The organism is Oscillospiraceae bacterium MB08-C2-2 (genome assembly GCA_035621215.1).
Taxonomy (GTDB): Bacteria; Bacillota; Clostridia; order Oscillospirales; family Ruminococcaceae; genus WRAV01.
This window is the reverse complement of record CP141729.1, coordinates 137,060-154,662: the sequence shown is the minus strand read 5'-3', so window position 1 is coordinate 154,662 and position 17,603 is coordinate 137,060. Positions and strand designations below refer to the sequence as shown.

15 protein-coding genes and 1 riboswitch are annotated in these 17,603 nt (G+C 50.0%); of the genes, 12 read left to right on the top strand and 3 right to left on the bottom strand.

Annotated elements, in window-relative coordinates; genetic code table 11:
- Nucleotides 1-263: 263 nt before the first annotated feature.
- From U6B65_00690 to U6B65_00680, 3 genes are all read right to left on the bottom strand, one after another.
- Complete coding sequence (locus tag U6B65_00690) at nt 264-2,252, bottom strand: toprim domain-containing protein (protein ID WRS27674.1); 1,989 nt, start codon at nt 2,250-2,252, stop codon at nt 264-266.
- 323 nt (nt 2,253-2,575) lie between these two features.
- Entirely contained in the window at nt 2,576-3,262 is a 687-nt protein-coding gene (locus U6B65_00685) for a CPBP family intramembrane glutamic endopeptidase (GenBank protein ID WRS27673.1), read from the bottom strand.
- 92 nt (nt 3,263-3,354) lie between these two features.
- Entirely contained in the window at nt 3,355-4,182 is an 828-nt protein-coding gene (locus U6B65_00680) for a histidinol-phosphatase HisJ family protein (GenBank protein WRS27672.1), read from the bottom strand.
- Nucleotides 4,183-4,650: 468 nt separating this feature from the next.
- Between U6B65_00680 and nadE the strand changes: the two genes are divergently transcribed.
- The 12 genes from nadE to U6B65_00620 all read left to right on the top strand — a co-directional run bounded on the left by nadE (nt 4,651) and on the right by U6B65_00620 (nt 17,339).
- Nucleotides 4,651-6,456, top strand: coding sequence for an NAD(+) synthase (gene nadE / locus U6B65_00675; GenBank protein ID WRS27671.1), 1,806 nt, complete (start codon nt 4,651-4,653; stop codon nt 6,454-6,456).
- 37 nt (nt 6,457-6,493) lie between these two features.
- A complete protein-coding gene (locus tag U6B65_00670; protein WRS27670.1) occupies nt 6,494-6,763 on the top strand; it encodes an ACT domain-containing protein in 270 nt (89 codons plus the stop codon).
- 37 nt (nt 6,764-6,800) lie between these two features.
- Nucleotides 6,801-8,156, top strand: coding sequence for a PFL family protein (locus U6B65_00665; protein ID WRS27669.1), 1,356 nt, complete (start codon nt 6,801-6,803; stop codon nt 8,154-8,156).
- Nucleotides 8,157-8,497: 341 nt separating this feature from the next.
- Nucleotides 8,498-8,809, top strand: coding sequence for a hypothetical protein (locus U6B65_00660; protein WRS27668.1), 312 nt, complete (start codon nt 8,498-8,500; stop codon nt 8,807-8,809).
- A 5-nt stretch (nt 8,810-8,814) separates the two neighbouring features.
- Complete coding sequence (locus tag U6B65_00655) at nt 8,815-9,852, top strand: V-type ATPase subunit (protein ID WRS27667.1); 1,038 nt, start codon at nt 8,815-8,817, stop codon at nt 9,850-9,852.
- A 28-nt stretch (nt 9,853-9,880) separates the two neighbouring features.
- On the top strand, nt 9,881-11,947 hold the full coding sequence (locus tag U6B65_00650) for a V-type ATPase 116kDa subunit family protein (GenBank protein WRS27666.1): 2,067 nt from the start codon (nt 9,881-9,883) through the stop codon (nt 11,945-11,947).
- A gap of 72 nt (nt 11,948-12,019) precedes the next feature.
- A complete protein-coding gene (locus tag U6B65_00645) occupies nt 12,020-12,463 on the top strand; it encodes an ATP synthase subunit C (GenBank protein ID WRS27665.1) in 444 nt (147 codons plus the stop codon).
- Between the two features lie 16 nt (nt 12,464-12,479).
- The gene (locus U6B65_00640; GenBank protein WRS27664.1) at nt 12,480-12,788 is read left to right on the top strand and encodes a V-type ATP synthase subunit F; all 309 of its coding nucleotides are present in this window, start codon (nt 12,480-12,482) and stop codon (nt 12,786-12,788) included.
- Between the two features lie 108 nt (nt 12,789-12,896).
- Entirely contained in the window at nt 12,897-13,463 is a 567-nt protein-coding gene (locus U6B65_00635; GenBank protein ID WRS27663.1) for a V-type ATP synthase subunit E family protein, read from the top strand.
- 21 nt (nt 13,464-13,484) lie between these two features.
- A complete protein-coding gene (locus tag U6B65_00630; GenBank protein WRS27662.1) occupies nt 13,485-15,248 on the top strand; it encodes a V-type ATP synthase subunit A in 1,764 nt (587 codons plus the stop codon).
- A 37-nt stretch (nt 15,249-15,285) separates the two neighbouring features.
- On the top strand, nt 15,286-16,668 hold the full coding sequence (locus U6B65_00625) for a V-type ATP synthase subunit B (protein WRS27661.1): 1,383 nt from the start codon (nt 15,286-15,288) through the stop codon (nt 16,666-16,668).
- A gap of 47 nt (nt 16,669-16,715) precedes the next feature.
- Entirely contained in the window at nt 16,716-17,339 is a 624-nt protein-coding gene (locus U6B65_00620; GenBank protein WRS27660.1) for a V-type ATP synthase subunit D, read from the top strand.
- A 117-nt stretch (nt 17,340-17,456) separates the two neighbouring features.
- Nucleotides 17,457-17,556: riboswitch (purine riboswitch) on the top strand.
- The last annotated feature ends 47 nt before the right edge of the window (nt 17,557-17,603 follow it).

The window sequence follows — 17,603 nt, the reverse complement described above, 5'->3', positions numbered from 1 at the left end:
GACTCCCCCCTTGGGACCCTCCCCCGCCAAGATTCAACGCCGTTTAAACAGTTTGGCTTAGGTCGTGCTTGTGCCGCACGGGCACCCTTTCTTTTAGAAAAAGAAAGGTATCAAAGAAAAGGGCTTCCCCTTAAATTAAACTATCATCCAGCGAGGGGGAAGGTTTAATCGGCTTGCGCCCGATAAAAGAAATAAAGCTTCCCATCGAGCGCTAAGGCAACAGTTTTCACTCACCTAAGCCCGAAGTAAGAGGCGAAGCCTCTTTAAGAAATATCGGCTGCATCCAGATAATTCTGGCCGAACTCGGCGATAAAATCCTTGCGCCCCTGCAAATTATCCCCCAAGAGAATTTCAAACATCTCCCCGGTTTTTTCAGCCTCGCTGGGAGACACCTTAATCAGGCGGCGTGTTTCAGGGTTCATGGTGGTCAGCCACATCATTTCCGGCTCGTTTTCACCAAGACCTTTGGAACGCTGCAGCGTTACCTTCTGGCCGGCAAGGTTTTCCAGAACCTCCGCCTTTTCCTGCTCCGTATAGGCAAAATGGGTCTCGTTTTTGGAGCTAATCTCATAAAGGGGGGATTCTGCGATGTATACATACCCCTTCTCAATCAAAGTAGGGGTCAGCCGGTAAAGCATGGTGAGGATCAGGGTGCGTATCTGAAAGCCGTCCACATCCGCATCGGTGCAGATAACCACCTTGTTCCAGCGCAAGCCCTCCAGGTCAAAGCTGGCCAGTTCCTTGTTGGCCTTGGATTTAACCTCCACGCCACAGCCCAGAACCTTAATGATATCGGTGATGATATCGTTCTGAAAAATCTTGTTAAACTCTGCCTTGAGACAGTTGAGAATCTTGCCCCGCACCGGAATAATGGCCTGAAATTCACTGTCCCGCCCCAGCTTGCAGGCGCCCAGCGCCGAATCACCCTCCACGATGTAAATCTCCCGGCGGGAAATATCCTTAGAGCGGCAATCCACAAATTTCTGCACCCGGTTGGAAAGATCCATAGACCCGGCCAATTTCTTTTTCAGATTCAGGCGGGTTTTTTCGGCATTTTCCCGGCTGCGCTTGTTGATCAGTACCTGCTCGGCGATCTTGGCGGCATCATCGGGGTTCTCAACAAAATAAACCTCCAGAGAATGGCGGAGGAATTCGGTCATGGCCTCATAAATAAACTTGTTGTTGATAGCCTTTTTGGTCTGGTTGGCATAGGAGGTCTGGGTGGAAAAGGAGGAGGAAACCAGCACAAGGCAATCCTGCACATCCTGAAAGGTAATCTTGCTTTCATTTTTCAGGTATTTTCCCGCCGTTTTCAGGTAGGAATCAATCTGGCCCACAAAAGCAACTTTCACCGCCCGATCCGGGGAGCCTCCATGCTCCAGAAAGCTGGAGTTGTGGTAATATTCCAGCAGATCCAAGCGGTTGGAAAAGCACATGGCGGCTGAGAGCTTCACCTTGTATTCCGGCTTATCCTCCCGGTCACGGCCCTGCCGCTCCGCCTGCCAAAACTGCACCGGGGTCAGCACATTTTCTCCGGTCAGTTCCTTGACATAATCGGTGATACCATCCGCATAAAAGAACTCCTGCCGGTTGGTGCCTTGGGGAGTAACCTGCTCCAACACAAAGGTCAAGCCCTTGTTGACCACCGCCTGACGGCGCAGAATATCCTCAAAATATTCTATGGGGATGTTAATGTCGGTGAAAACCGAAAGATCCGGCCGCCATTTGATCTTGGTGCCGGTTTTTTTGGAGGTTGTGGGTGTTTTAAGCATTTCTCCCACAAGCTCGCCCTTCTCAAAGTGAAGGTTATACTGAAAGCCATCCCGCAGAATTTCCACATCCATGTATTCGGAGGAATACTGGGTGGCACACAGGCCAAGGCCGTTGAGGCCAAGGGAATATTCGTAGCTGCCGCCATCGTTGGTGGTGTATTTTCCGCCTGCATAAAGCTCGCAGAAAATCAGCTCCCAATTGTATTTCTCTTCATTCTGGTTGTAATCCACCGGAATGCCCCGGCCATAATCCTGTATCTGTATGGAATGATCGGGGAATACGGTGATATCCACCCGGTTTCCAAAGCCCTCCCGTGCCTCATCAATGGCGTTGGAAAGAATTTCAAAAACGGCGTGCTCGCAGCCTTCCAGCCCATCGGAGCCGAAAATAACCGCCGGCCTGCGCCGTACACGGTCGGCTCCCTTGAGGGATGAAATACTTTCGTTGCCGTAATCCTGCCCTTGTTTTTTTGCTGTCATAAATCTTTATCCTCCAGACCGATGCGGTGCACCGACCGAAATTTCATCCAGACACCTGCCCCCTTCTGCGGCAAGGGGAAAGACCCGAAAGTCAGGCCTTTCCCCCTACACGGTGCCGCTAACTGCGGACAAGCTCTATGTATACTATAATATCGGCTGTCTGCGGTTTTTGTCAAGTCCTGACGGTTTTTGTGACAGCCAAAGCCGGAAAAGCAATAGGCTCTTTCTTGGTTTATCAACCTGAGAACTATAAGCATTGTAGTTTTTGATTGTTTACTTCCTGCTACAAAAGTAAACAATCAAAATGCTTATACTGTAAAAGCTTAGCCAATTACCATAATCGATAAAAAGTCAGCTAAAAAGTGCACTACCATAGGGCTCCAGAGTGATCTGCCTCTATTATATAAATATCCAAATAAAAGCCCAAGTATAAATACAAAAAAGCACTGAAAAGCCATCGCTGCCAGTGGGATTGTCCCGATCAAATAGAATTTTATAAAATATGCAGGTAAGTGTAGCAATACAAAAAACAGGGTTGATACTAAGTTTGCTGCTCTTTTGGACATAAATACAGACAGGGCATTGAGTCCCCATCCACGATAAACCAGTTCTTCGGCAAATGCCACCATCAACAGTTTCAAAAAATCTTTGATGCAATTAAATTGTGGATTCAACCAAATACCGCCGTGTGAAAACAGCATCCCAGCAAAGCAATAGAGGATGATCACAGCTGCCGCTATAATAAAAGGCCTCTTATGTGGTTTGTTTAAAAACAGTTCATTCCATTTTGTGGGCAAATCTTCTTTATACAATCGCAGCAAAACAATAGCAGGTATCGCCCAAATAAGGCGATTTACTAAATTGAATATATATTTTTCCCAGGTTCCCTTTTCTGCATGAAAGAGCAGTTCTGAATAACCCCAGGCATCTGTAACAATTGCCCAAAGGAATAAAAAGCCAACCAATGACAGCAACACTTTTAGCAGCGACAGTTTTCTTGTTTTCATCATTAACCCTGTCCAACATACAAATTTTCTCGGTTCACTTTCTATGGTGAACACAGCACAGAATCATCGGTTTTTCTTTGCCTACTTTCTTTTTCTCAAAAAGAAAGTAGGGGGATCATCACGGGCTTACGTTCCTTAAAAAAACCGTAATATTTAAACCCAGCTTCCCGCAGCACATCCAGCGCTGGTGTCAGCCCTTCGCCCACATGCTCCATGTAATGGGCATCAGAGCCAAGGGTAACCACCTCGCCGCCCAGCTCATGAAAGCGCTTTACATGCCGGGCAAGGGGCATGAATTCCTTATGGTCGGTGCGCAGGCCGGAGGTGTTGATTTCAATGGCTTTTCCCTTTTGGGCACACAGCTTGAGAATTTCCTCAATATCTTCCTCATAACGGGCCAAATCCACATGCACCTTGAATATGGAGACCAGATACCGGTGGGGCATGGTTATATGAGATAGCACATCAAAGTTGCCCCACTCCACCACCTCATAAACCTTGCGAAAATAATCGTGCATAAATTGGTTGACATAAGCAGCGGATACACCCGCAAAGTTGGTGTGATAAATCTCATCATGAGGCCCATTGAGATGGTGGATAGAGCCAAGCACCACATCCGGTCTGAGCTCATCCACAATGGCAGCCGCCCGCTGGGTATCAGAGGGGCCTTGTCCCATTTCCATGCCCACCGATATATCCAGCCTTTTGCGAAAGATTTCTTTGGCTTGGCGGATGTTGGCGGCGGATTCCCGGCACCGCTGTTCTTCATCCCCGCTGGGCACATCGTTTTCATAATGATCGGTAATGGCTATGCCGGAAAGACCACGGTCCAGCGCCGACTGGCAGAGCTGAAAAACGGAATCGTGGCCATCCGGCGAATGATAGGAATGGGTATGACTGTCATAAAGCTTCGGTGTACGCATCAATACGCCGCCTCCCCAATAAACGGTATGTTGAAGTTCTCTCGTTATACCTCGTGGTATAACTGGTTAACCTTGCTGCATAGTCAATCCCACGCCCAAGGCATGCCAGTGGGCAAAAGCCCGCTGTATCAAAATTCCATAGGATTTTGATATTGATTGACTGCCTGAAAGGATTTGCGGACACACGCCACAAATCCTTTGTGCAAGGTTTTTGGCCGAATACGGCAAAAACATGCACCCAAACAATTTAAAGACGCTGTCAACGTATTGTTATTGTTGCATTTTCAAATTATTCAGCAGGCATGATATAAAACCCATAGGCAGTATAGCACCTTCCAAAGATAATGTATATTACCGGTGTAAATTTTGTCAATGAATCAGTTTATACTTTGGCTATTTTGTGATACTATAGTGATAACTCAGAGTTGTTTCCATGATTTTTGCCATTTATTCATAGGAGGAGTGCTTATGCAATCCCTGCTGCGCATAGCTGTTGCTGTCAACAAGGTCAACAGCGGGAACCCCGCCGACTGTCTGGATGAGATAAAAGGGCTGTTGGCTCCCCTGGAAGAAACGCCCTGCGACCTGATGATTTTTCCTCGGCTGGCCTTGTGCCCAGCAAGCTGCGGAAGTCTGCTGGGCAACCCTGCTTTGCTGGATGACTGCGACCGGGCTCTTCGGGAACTGTGTGCCGCCACTGTCGGGCTAGAAACCACTGTGCTGATTGGCCTGCCACTGGCTGGTCACAATGGGCCTATTTCGGTAACCGCTGTGCTACACCGTGGTAAGGTTTTGGGCTTTGTTTCCGATTCGGAAGACCAGCCCCTGCATTACCCCGAAACCGAGCTGCTGTCCAGCTCCACGGTTTTCCGCTGCGGGCCGCTTCGCCTGTGTCTGCTGGACTGCCTGCCGCAGGAGCTTCCTATGGTGGCACCCGCTGCGGTCTCGGCAGGCTGTGACCTGCTGGTTCTCCCCGCTTACAGCCCGGTCTGGGCCGGGTATACCGAGCAGGTCTGTTCCATGGCACAGGCTGTTTCCCAATCTCTTGGCTGTGCCGTGGCGCTGGTTAACGGTGGGATAGGCGATACCTCCTCCCCCTACCTTTACAACGGTTTTTCTTCTGTATATGAATGCGGCGTGCCCTTGCACTTTGCCAAAGCCGGTTACCAGAGCGTGGTTCACTTCTGCGATCTGGATGGGGATATTATCCGTTCCCAGCGGTTACCGGGCAAAACCGTACGTCCCTTTGCGGTGCTGGCTGGCTGCAAAGAAAAGCAGGGTCTTCTGCGCTCCGTTTCGCAAAATCCTTTTTTGCCTGAGACAGGAGCCGAAGCTTATTTAGAGGAACTGTTTGATTTTCAAGTTCGCTCGCTGGTAGCCCGCATTGAAAACACCGGGCTGCAAAAGCTGATTGTGGGGGTTTCCGGCGGGCTGGATTCCACCGCCGCCTTGCTGGTAGGGGTTAAGGCTTTAGAGGTTTTGGAGCTTCCCCCCAAGAATTTGATTGGAATCACCATGCCCGGCTTTGGAACCAGCGGACGCACCCATTTCAATGCTCTGAGCCTTTTAAATACGCTGGGCGCCACCCAGATGGAAATTTCCATTCAGGCGGCGGTGCAGCAGCATTTTGAGGATATCGGCCACAGCGGCCAAAAGGATACCACCTATGAAAATGCGCAGGCCCGAGAACGCACCCAGATTCTGCTGGATATTGCCAATTCCAAGGGTGGCCTTGTCATCGGGACTGGTGATCTTTCGGAGGAAGCGCTGGGCTTTTGCACCTTTGCGGGTGACCACATTGCCAACTACAATGTAAATGTGTGCATCACCAAAACCGTTCTGCGCAGCCTTGTGACCCATCTGGCCACTAAGCTTTCGCCGGAAACCGCAGGCATTCTGGAGGATATTCTGGATACACCCATCAGCCCCGAGCTGCTGCCTTTAAGCGAGCAAGGGGAGGTTGCCCAAAAATCGGAGGATATTTTAGGGCCTTACCGGCTCCATGATTTTTTCCTTTACCATTTTGTCCGGTACCAGTTTCGCCCTTCCAAGCTTTTTGCTTATGCCTGCCACGCTTTTGCCAGCGAGCTGGCGCCTGCCTTTATCAAGGAAAAGCTGCGTATTTTCTTCAAGCGTTTCTGCGCCGGGCAGTTCAAGCGTGCCTGCGCCCCCGATGCCGCCAGCATCACCGAAATCAATCTCTGCGGCGTGAACTATTACATCCCCTCGGATTTAGACCCTTCCTCCCTTCTCCGGGAGCTGGAGGCTCTTTGATATTTGATACAACCATATTGAAAGGAATGTTTATTTTATGAAAGCAGTCGTCACCGTAATCGGCAAGGATATGATCGGTATTTTGGCCAAGGTTTCCACCCAATGTGCTGAGTCTAACGCCAATGTCTTAGAGGTTACTCAGTCTATTCTGCAAGACCTGTTCGCCATGATCATGCTCATTGATATTTCTAATCTGAACTGCGAATTTGGGGAGCTTTCTGACAAGCTGAAAAAAAACGGAGAGAAAATGGGGCTTTCCATCAGCGTAATGCACGAGGATATTTTTGAATCCATGCACAGAATCTAAATAATCCCCTCGGGGGCCTTGGAGGAGTAACGTCTTTATGTACAACACCAACGATATTCTGGAAACCATAACCATGATCCAAGAAGAAAATCTGGATATCCGCACCATTACAATGGGTATCTCCCTGCTGGATTGCGCCGACAGCGATCAAAAGCGCTCCTGCGAAAAAATATACAACAAAATCCTGCGCTTGGCCGGTAATCTGGTTGCCACCGGTGAAAGCATCGAAAAAAAATACGGCATCCCCATCATCAACAAGCGCATTTCGGTTACCCCTATTGCCATGCTGCTGGGTGCCAGCGGCGGAGACCCGGTGGAATACGCCAAAACCCTTGACCGGGCCGCAAAGGAAGTGGGCGTTAACTTTATAGGCGGCTATTCCGCACTGGTGCACAAGGGCTTTTCTGCCGGTGACCGAGAGCTGATTGCTTCTATCCCAGAGGCACTGGCCTGCACCGATTTTGTCTGCTCTTCTGTGAATGTGGGCACCACCAAATCGGGCATCAATCTGGATGCTGTGGCTATGATGGGCCGGGCCATCAAGGAATGTGCCGTGCGAACAGCCGACCGGGAGTGCATTGGCGCCGCCAAGCTGGTGGTCTTTTGCAATGCGCCCGAGGATAACCCTTTTATGGCGGGTGCTTTCCACGGACCGGGCGAGCCGGATTGTGTCATCAACGTTGGTGTTTCCGGTCCGGGCGTGGTGCGCTCCGCTCTGAGCCGGGCAGGCGACTGTGACATCACGGCTATTGCCGATCTAATCAAGAGAACCTCTTTCAAAATTACCCGTATGGGCCAGCTTGTGGGCACCGAGGCCAGCCGAGCTTTGGGTGTTCCCTTCGGAATCGTTGATCTTTCCCTTGCCCCCACCCCTGCTGTGGGTGATTCGGTGGCACATATACTTGAGGAAATCGGGCTGGAATCCTGCGGTGCTCACGGCACCACCGCCACACTGGCTCTACTCAACGATGCTGTCAAAAAGGGCGGCGTTATGGCATCTTCCAAGGTGGGCGGCCTTTCCGGTGCTTTTATCCCCGTTTCAGAGGATGCCGGTATGATCGCCGCCGCCCGGTGCGGCGCACTTTCCATCGAAAAGCTGGAAGCAATGACTGCGGTTTGTTCGGTAGGGTTGGATATGATCATTGTGCCCGGGGATACGCCTGATGAAATTTTGTCTGCCATCATCGCCGACGAAGCGGCTATCGGAATGGTCAACAGCAAAACCACTGCGGTGCGCCTAATCCCCGCCATTGGCAAAAAAGAAGGCGAGGAGCTCAGCTTCGGCGGCTTGCTGGGTGAAGGCCCTGTTATGAAAGTCAATCCCTATTCCCCAGCCAAATTCATTGCAAGAGGCGGCCAGATTCCGGCTCCACTGCAAAGCCTGAAAAATTAGCAACTGTCGCAATCCCGGAAGCTTCTAACGAAGCCTTCCGGGGTTCTTTCTTGTATGGATGCCCGGTGAAAACCGGGGTACAATATATAGCAAGTTTGTAAAACGCCGAAACCCCTATAAGCTGCAGGGATTTCCTTAAGCACTTTATGACTCAATTCTGTTCCGCATTTGGAACTCGAGCCGTTATTAAATAAATTTTATGCACTTCCAACATAACAGCGGTTTTAAAATAATTGTTTTTAACCAGTTTTGCTCTTGAATATTGGGAATCCGAGGTATAGTATTAGAAGACGCTACTCTAATTCACAAACTATTAAAAATTTCAGAATGGAGGCATGCAGATGCAAAGCATCTTTGCTCATCTTTTTGAAGCCGATCGCAAAGCAACGCAGATGGTTGCAGATGCGCAGCGCTATTATGACGAAACTCTGGCGGAAATCCACACCTCCAAAGAGCGCCTTTCTCAAGAATACCGCCAGCGATCCGACGAGCATTTGGAAAAGGTCAAAGCCACTGAATCAAACCTGATTAGTGAGGGTATTCAGGAGATTGATAACCGTTATGCCCAGCACACGGCCCGCTTGGATGAGCTCTATGAGCAAAACCACAAGAGCTGGGAAACCGAGCTGTTTGCCCGCTGCACAGGGCGGTGATGAAAATGGGAATTGCATACGCCGAAAACGCCGCCATGGCCAAAGCCAAAGCTATGTATGGCAAACGTCTGCGCATGGAGGATTACCAGCATCTTCTGCAAATGAAATCGGTGGGTGAGGTAGCCGGTTACCTGAAGAAGGAAACGGCCTATAGCGAAGTGCTCTCCGGCATTCAAGAAAATCTCATTCACAGAGGGCAGCTTGAAAACCTGATTCGCCGCCGCATGTGGGATACGCTGGCCAAGTTTCTGCGCTATTCCCGATCAGATGGCCTTTTGCTGCGGCTTTATACCATGCAGAACGAAATAGAGCAGCTGCTTTCCTTAATGAGACACCTGCGTGGTACCAACACGATGGAAAAATATAAAGTCCGCTTTCCCGGCTATCTGGCCAAATATTTTTCCTTTGATTTGTATGCCGCCGCACAGGTAACCAGCTTTGATGAATTGCTGCGGGTTTTGGATCATACAGTTTATCATCGCTTGCTGCTGCCCCTTCGGCCCAGTATTGGCAACGCAATTGATATTCCCGCCTGTGAGCGGGAGCTGCGCACCCACTATTACAGCCAGGCACTGGAGTGGATTGAAGAAGATTACGGCGGAGAGGCTCGGAAATCTCTGACCAATATTTTTCACCAAAAAATCAACTTCTATAATTTTTCTCTGATTTATAGGATGAAGAAGTTTTTTGGCAAGTCCCCTGAGGAGATCAGCCGCTATTTGATCCCCTGCCACACCAATCTGCGCAAGCGGGTAACCCAATCCTTGGTGGAAGCGCCCAGTGCCACAGCATTTTTGCAGCAGCTGGAAAAGCTCCCACATATCCGACTGGAGCATTTGGATTATGACCCCATCGGTGAGATGGATTACACCATGCGCAAGAGAGTTAGCCAGAAGGAATTTCGTTTTTCCACACAGGCTCCTGTGGTGCTGATCAGCTATATGAACCTGCTGGATACCGAAATTCACAATATTATCAATGTCATTGAGGGAATTCGCTATGGCGTTTCTCCCGAAGAAATTCACTCGCTGCTGGATTATTAGCAGCCTTTTGAAAGGCGGTGACGCAACATTGGCTATCGACAAAATGACTTTCATTGATATGCGGGGCAGCTCGCAATATCTGGATGATGTGCTGATCCGGTGTGTAAGTTCGGGGCTTTTCCACCCTGAAAATGCCGCCGGATTCAGCGAATATTCCATTGGCTCCAGTGTTCTTTCACAAAATCCCTTCGGTGAGCTTTACAGCAAAATGGGGGATATTGCAGGAACGGTGGGCATCCCATTGGAGCAGATGAGCACCTCCTGTTCTGTGCCGACCTCAAGCCGGGAAGATTTTTTAAAGGATGCGGATTCCTTTTTCACACAGCTTCAAAAGGAATATCCCACCTATCTGAATCAGAAGACAGAGTTGGAAGAAAAGCTTCTTCACGCATCTCCGCAGACCAAGGAGATGCTTCATCAGGAGCTTAAAAAGCTGAAAGAGACTACCCAGAATCAGCGTGAAGCTTTTTCCTGTTGGTTCTCGCAGCTTTCCTTGTTTCATGATGCCTATGAGCTGCGCAAATATGTGGTGGAAATTCGTGGCGTGTTCCACGTGGTGGGCTTTGTAACCACGCGAACCGAGAAGGAGTTCATCAGCCTGTTTGAGGGCTACCCGGAAATTACCATCACAGCCAAGGATGCGGGGCAAGATCGGCATCTGCCTGTGCAGGTACCGGTTAAGCTGAAAAACAACTGGTTTGTGCGGCCCTTTGAGATGTTTGTGGAAATGTACGGTTCCCCTTCTTACAACGATATTGACCCCACACCTTTTGTGGCTTATACCTACACTCTGCTGTTCGGCATTATGTTTGGCGATTTGGGGCAGGGCTTGCTTATATCTTTGATCGGGTACCTGCTCTATCGTTTCAAGGGTATGAAGCTGGGAGCTATTATTTCCCGCATTGGAATTTCTTCGGCCATTTTTGGAACCGCTTATGGTTCGGTATTCGGCTTTGAGGAAGCACTGACTCCCTTATATACCAAGCTTTTCGGTCTGCATGAAAAGCCCATCGAGGTTATGCGTCCGGCCACCACCAACACTGTTTTGATCACCTCAGTGGGGATCGGCGTGGTCATTATCCTGATGGTTATTATCTTCAATATCTGCATTGGTATCAAACAGCACAATCTGGAAAGAACTCTCTTTTCCCAAAACGGGCTGGCCGGCTTGCTGTTTTACGGCACTGTGATTGCGGCTGTGCTGCTCTCCCTCACCGGGCAAAGCGTTTCTCCCGTTTTTTGGATCATAATTGTCTTTTCTCTGGTGGTTATCTTCTTTAAGGAACCCCTTGGCCGGTGCGTGGCCCTATGGGATCACAGCACACTGATTGAAAAGGATCAGGAGCTGAAGGAAAGCCGTACTTTCCATCCGGGTGCTGTCAATCTGGTTAAGCTGTTCTCCTGCAAAAACCTTTATATCCGCTTTGGCCGGCTTCCCACCGAGAACTTCCAGAAGCTGGATTTCTTTACGCAGACACCTTTTATTGTGCATCCCCTTAAAACGGATGTGGAATATGTCTGGTGCATTTACATCACCTCCGGCCCGGATAAGGCCGAAGTGGATGCCATCTTCCACGATTTGTTTTTCGAACGCATCTATATTCCTGAATCCTATTTGGTCAGCAACGAGCAAACCGAGGAGTTCCTAACTCGCTGCATCGAGGCCGGTGGATTGCCCTCCGACATTGCCCCCAGCCCCAAATCCACTACGGTAACGATCTCCAAACACCGCACTATGCTGCAAATCATGTTCCCCGATGGAATCGGTGCCTTCTTTATCGAGACATTTTTTGAAATGTTCGAGGTGCTGCTGAGCTTTATTACCAACACCATGTCCTTCCTGCGTGTGGGCGGCTTTATTCTTTCCCACGCCGGCATGATGTCGGTGGTTATGACTCTTTCGGCCATGATGGGTTCAGGCGGCAGCCTGAACTGGGGTGTTGTAATCGGAGGCAACCTGTTTGTTATGGCCCTTGAGGGTCTGATTGTGGGCATTCAGGTGCTGCGTCTGGAATTCTACGAAATTTTCAGCCGCTTTTTCAACGCCGATGGTGCACCTTTTGATCCTATTCGTGCCGGAACCACTTCTGTATGATTGTTTCTGCATGAAATATAAAAAGAACAATGCTCATTTAATCTATTCTCTTTTTTGAAAGGACTGCTTTCTATGTCAACTATCTACACCTTATTGATTCCTGCTGCTATTATCCTTTTGATCTCCATGCCCCTTATCCCTGTATACAGAGGCATTTCCACCGGCCAGAAGGCCAAGCAGAGCCTGATCTTTAACCTGTGTGCCTTTTTCGGATTTGCCGCCCTTATGGTGATTCTGCCCATCGGTCAGGTTGCTGCTTTCGCCGCTGAGCCTGTGGCCGCCGCTGCTACTGCTGCCAGCAGCAACGGTATGGGCTATATCGCCGCCGCCTTGGCAACCGGTATGTCCACCATCGGCGCCGGCATCGCCGTGGCTGCCGCTGCTCCTGCCGCTATCGGCGCCACCAGCGAGGACCCCAAAGCCCTTGGTAAGGCTCTGATCTTTGTTGCTTTGGGCGAAGGTGTTGCTTTGTATGGCCTGCTGATCTCCATTTTGATTATTAACCGTTTGGGTTAAGCTAGGGGGATGCCCCATGAAATTCTTTTTAATCAGTGACAACACAGATACATTGATTGGTATGCGTATGGCCGGCATTGACGGCGTTATGGTTCACACCGCCGAAGAAACGCTGGATGCCTTGGCCGCTGCCCGGCGGGATAATACCGTGGCCGTTATTTTGATCACTGCCAAGCTGATGAGCCTGTGCAGGGCCGAGATTTATAAGATCAAGTTGAGCACCTCCCGCCCGCTGATTGTGGAGGTTGCCGACCGCCATGGTGACGGTGCCATTGCCGATTCTATTACCAAATATGTGGCTGAGGCCGTCGGAATAAAAATCTAAAAAACAGGCTGCCGCACAAGCGGTATGCCGTTAAGCTTCCTTTGAAGCTCGGTTAGTATCTAGTATAAGGAGATGATACCGATCGCCAGAGTGGAAGAACGCGCAGAAATGATATGTTCTTCAATACTGGCTCAGGCCAGCGAGCAGAGCCAGCAGATCATTTCAGCCGCCGACCTGCTGCGGGATCAGGAGATCCATCAGCAGGAGGAAAAAATCATTGACCTCATGTTTTCCACCATGCAAACCCAGCTGTTTGAAATTAAGCAGCAGGCTGTGCATACGATTGCTTTACACGAGCTGAGTGCCCACCGCAAGCTTCTCTCCCACCGGGAGGAGCTGGCAACCTTGGTTTTCGCCAATGTGCGGGCTAAAATTTCAGCTTTAGCCGCTTCGGATCAATACCTGGATTTTCTGAAAGAAAATTTGAGCCGCAGCGTTTCGGTTCTGGGTGCAAATGAGCTGGTTCTTGCTTTGCGGGGAGAGGATCTTCCCCTGTGGGAGCAGCTGCGTCCGCTGCTTGGTCAGGGCAGCTCCGTAGTAACGGATAAAACCATTAAGCTGGGCGGCTTTTGGCTCTTTGCTCCAAAAGCAGAACAGCTTTTGGATGAAACTCTGGATGCAAAATTCCAGGAGAATCTGCCTTGGTTTTATCAATCCTGCGGCATGACTATATAGAATAAGCGGGAAGTGCTTAAGATGAATACAAATGCAATCTATTCCATAAACGGACCTGTTGTGACCGTTCAGAATACCATGGATTTCTCCATGATGGAAATGGTCTATGTGGGAGAAAAGAGACTGGTAGGCGAGGTTATTTCCACCAGCCGCAAATCCACAGTCATTCAGGTTTATGAAAACACCACCGGGCTGCGCCCCGGGGAGCCGGTGGTAGGCTCAGGTGAGCCCATGAGCGCCCTGCTTGGACCGGGAATCCTTTCGGGAATTTTTGATGGTATCCAGCGCCCCCTGACAGCCATGGCTGAGGAAACCGGCGCCTTTTTGGGTCAGGGCAGCAACGTGCCCTTGCTGGATCCCGACCGAAAGTGGGAAGTGACTGTTACCGCTAAAATAGGGGATGAACTGGCTGCTGGTCAGATTTATGCCACCTGCCCCGAAACACCGGTTGTTGAGCACCGTATGCTGGTGCCACCGACTATGCGCGGAAAGGTATCCTTTGCTGCTCCCAGCGGTTCCTACTGCATTCACGACTGCATTGTGCGCCTTGTGGATGAACAGGGTGAGGAGCATGAACTGACTCTCTGCCAGAAATGGCCCATCAAGAACACCCGGCCTGTCCAAAAGCGTCTGCCCATTACACGGCCTCTTATTACAGGCCAGCGAATTGTGGATACCCTGTTCCCCATCGCCAAAGGCGGAACCGCCGCCATTCCCGGTGGCTTCGGCACCGGCAAAACCATGACCCAGCATCAGCTGGCCAAATGGTCGGATGCGGATATCATCGTCTACATTGGCTGCGGTGAGCGTGGCAACGAAATGACACAGGTGCTGAAAGAATTTTCCGGTCTGATCGACCCTAGAACCGGCAAAGCTTTGACCGACCGTACCGTTCTGATCGCCAACACCTCCAACATGCCCGTGGCTGCCCGTGAAGCCTCTATTTATACCGGTGTAACTCTTGCCGAATACTACCGGGATATGGGTTATCATGTAGCCATCATGGCGGATTCCACCTCCCGTTGGGCCGAGGCACTGCGTGAAATTTCCGGCCGTTTGGAGGAAATGCCCGCTGAAGAAGGTTTCCCCGCCTATCTGCCCTCTCGTCTTTCGGAATTTTATGAGCGTGCCGGCGATATGATCACCCTTTGCGGCAAGCAGGGCTCGGTCTCCATCATCGGGGCGGTTTCCCCTCAGGGTGCAGATTTTTCAGAGCCGGTCACTCAAAACACCAAGCGCTTTGTGCGCAGCTTCTGGGGCCTTGATAAAAACCTGGCTTATGCCCGCCACTACCCTGCTATCAACTGGAACAACAGCTACAGCGAATATGTGGATGATCTGGCCCCGTGGTATAAAGAAAACATCAGCCCTGATTTTCTGCGGTGCAGGCAGGCAATTTCCACTCTGCTCCAGCAGGAAAGCCAGCTCATGGAGATTGTGAAGCTGATTGGTTCGGATGTTCTCCCCGATGACCAAAAGCTGACCATCGAAATTGCCCGGGTAATCCGGGTGGGCTTCCTCCAGCAGAATGCTTATCACCAAAACGACACCTATGTTCCCCTTTCCAAGCAGATGAAAATGATGGAGGTTATTCTTCATCTTTATCAAAAGTCCAAAGAGGTTGTCTCCGGCGGACTGCCCATCTCCCATATACTGCGTACCGGGCTTTACGAGCAAATTATTCGCCTGAAATATGAAGTGGATAATGACCATCCGGAGCAATTTGACCCCTATTTTGAGGCAATTGACAAAGAGTTGGATAGCTTAAAGGCCGCTACAGCTTGATTTTCTTTACTGCGATTCTATCTAAGGAAGTGTGCCTATGAGTATACAACTGGTTGGTCTCAAGGAAATTTCCGGTTCCATCGTTTTTCTGGAGGATGTACCGGAGCTTGCCTTTGAGGAAATGGTTGAAATCAAATTAGATAACGGCACGACCCGCACAGGGCGTGTTGTTCAAATTGAAGGCCACCGGGCCGCTATTCAGGTGTTTGAAGGCACCCGCGGGCTGGGGCTGGAAACTCCCCGCACCCGCCTGCTGGGGCATCCTATGCGTATGCCCTTGGCCCGGGAGCTTCTGGGTAGAGTGCTGGGTGGTTCCGGTAAACCCATTGACGGCCTTGGGGAAATCTACCCTGAAAAAATGGGTGATATCAACGGCAGCCCCCTGAATCCGGTTGCCAGACAATATCCCCACAGCTATATCAACACCGGTATTTCCTCCATCGATTGCCTGATGACCCTAATCCGGGGGCAGAAGCTGCCCATTTTCTCCGGCTCCGGTATGCAGCACAACAAGCTGGCTGTCCAGATTGTGCGGCAAGCCAAGGTTGCGCAGGAAAAGGGCGTGGAGTTTGGTGTTGTGTTTGCCGCTATGGGTGTTAAAAACGACGTGGCCGATTATTTCAAATCCAGCTTTGAGCAGTCTGGTGTGCTCAAAAACGTGGTCATGTTCCTGAATCTTTCCAATGACCCCATTATCGAGCGTATTCTCACCCCCAAATGTGCTCTGACTGCCGCCGAATATCTGGCCTTTGAAAAAGGCATGCACATTCTGGTTATCCTCACCGATATGACCTCCTATGCTGAGGCTTTGCGTGAATTTTCTTCCTCTAAGGGAGAAATTCCCGGACGCAAAGGCTATCCCGGTTACCTCTATTCCGATCTTGCCTCTATCTACGAGCGGGCCGGTATTGTGGAGGGTCGCCCCGGCTCGGTCACCCAGATTCCCATCCTGACCATGCCCAACGATGATATCACCCACCCGGTGCCTGACCTGACCGGTTATATTACCGAAGGCCAGATTGTGCTCAGCCGCCAGCTGGATCAAACGGGAGTGTATCCGCCGATTTCAGTGCTTCCCTCCCTTTCCCGTCTGATGAAGGACAGCATCGGCAAGGATTATACCCGGGAGGATCACGCCGATCTTGCCAATCAGCTTTTTGCCAGCTACGCCAAGGTGCAGGAAGTGCGCTCTCTTGCCTCGGTTATCGGTGAGGAGGAGCTTTCCCCTGTGGATAAGCAATATCTCAGCTTCGGCAGACTGTTTGAAGAAAAATTCATCACTCAGGGTGCCAACGATGACCGCACCATTGAGCAGACATTAAGCCTTGGCTGGGAAATTCTCTCTGCACTGTCGCCCTCCGAGCTGGATCGGGTAAGCCCCCAGATTCTGGAGCGGTATCTGCCTAAAAAGGCACAGTAGTCTATATACTGTTGCTTAAACCAGTAAAAAAAGGAGCGCCTTGCGACATGGATACATCCAATATATTTCCCACCAAGGGGAACCTGCTATCCACCAAAAAGTCTTTGAGCCTGGCCCGCATGGGCTATGAGCTGATGGATCGCAAGCGCAACATCCTCATCCGTGAAATGATGGGGCTGATTGATAAAGCCAATTCCCTTCGGGAATCCATTGACGATATTTTTCAAAAAGCTTATCAATCTCTCCAGCGGGCCAATATTACGCTGGGTCAAAGCGATTCATTGGCTGAAACAGTCCCCATAGAGGAAGGCCTTTCCATCACCTACCGCTCGGTCATGGGTGTGGAGCTGCCTGCCATTCATCTTAAATGCGCCGATCAGCCACAAATGTGGTATGATTTTGGAAGCTCCAACGCTGCTTTTGATCAGGCTTTTGTTTCTTTCCACGAGGTTAAGCGCTTGTGCGCTACTCTTGCAGAAATTGAAAACTGTGTTTACCGGCTTGCGGTTGCCATTAAAAAGACCCAAAGCCGTGCCAATGCGCTGGAAAACATCATTATCCCCCGCTTGGAATTTACTGCAAAGTTTATTTCGGATGCGCTGGAGGAAAAAGATCGAGAGGAATTCTCACGGCTTAAAGTGATTAAAAGGGTTAAAAATAAAAAAGATTAGCATCTGTTCAGCGGCCGCTCACTTTGGTGAATGCGGCCGTTTTTCTTTTTTCAGAAAAAATATATATCATAAAAGGCATTCTCCCCTTGACCGGTGGGAGAAAACAGTGTAAAATATGAATGTAATGTGAATAGATCCGATATAATTTGGGGAATTGGACCCGAAGTTTCTACCAAACAACCGTAATTGTTTGACTATTGGAGTATTTTCACCATATTTTTTGTTTTTGCTTTCCGGCTGTTTTGGGCTGGGGAGGGCTTTTGT